Annotated in this window: 1 protein-coding gene; it reads left to right on the forward strand. The window is 21.2% G+C overall.

Features of this window, described 5'->3' with window-relative positions; all coding sequences use genetic code 11:
* Window positions 1-711 (forward strand): glycosyltransferase (locus GQX97_RS13190; RefSeq protein ID WP_157152291.1); only part of this gene is annotated, 711 nt, incomplete at its 5' end.
* Window positions 712-721: the final 10 nt, after the last annotated feature.

Genomic DNA, 721 nt, shown 5'->3' on the forward strand with positions numbered 1-721 from the left:
AATTTTAATAAAATTTTTAGTAATGAATATAGTCAGTCTAATGCTATAAGGTATTTTACAATTATGGCCCATGCTAGATATGAGGCTTTTGATTTACTTAATGAATATGATAAAGTATTATATTTAGATACAGATGTAATAATACAAAAAGATATAATAGAAATATTAGATATGAATGAACATGATATGTATGCGGCTTTTGAAAAAATACCTATAAGAATGAATTTAGAAAATAAAAATTTTATAACAATATCTGATAAAGAATTAAAATATAATATAGAAAAAATTGTATTTAATTCTGGAGTACTACGTTTTAATAAAAAAATGATTAAAAATAAAAATGGAATAAAAGAATGGTGCTATAATAAATCAGATGAATGGAAAGCTGCCGATCAAATAATATTAAATTTGATGGTTCAGGAATTTAATGTTGATATTGCCGATTTTACTGATAAATATAATAGATATGTATTAGATAATCTTGAAGATGCTATTATAATTCATTCATATACTTGGAATTTAAAATTTTGGGATGGAATATATAATAAAGATTGGGAAGAAAATAATAAAGTATGGATTTCTTTTGGTGGATTAAAATATAAACAGAAATTTAAAAAAAAGATTATCAATTCTATAGTTTGGTGGATTCCAAATAAAAGTTTGAGAGATAAAGTTAGAAGTTATTTTTATCAAAAAAATTATATTAKATAGAGATTTCAAA

This window comes from Brachyspira sp. SAP_772, from assembly GCF_009755885.1.
In the GTDB taxonomy this organism is placed as follows: Bacteria; Spirochaetota; Brachyspiria; order Brachyspirales; family Brachyspiraceae; genus Brachyspira.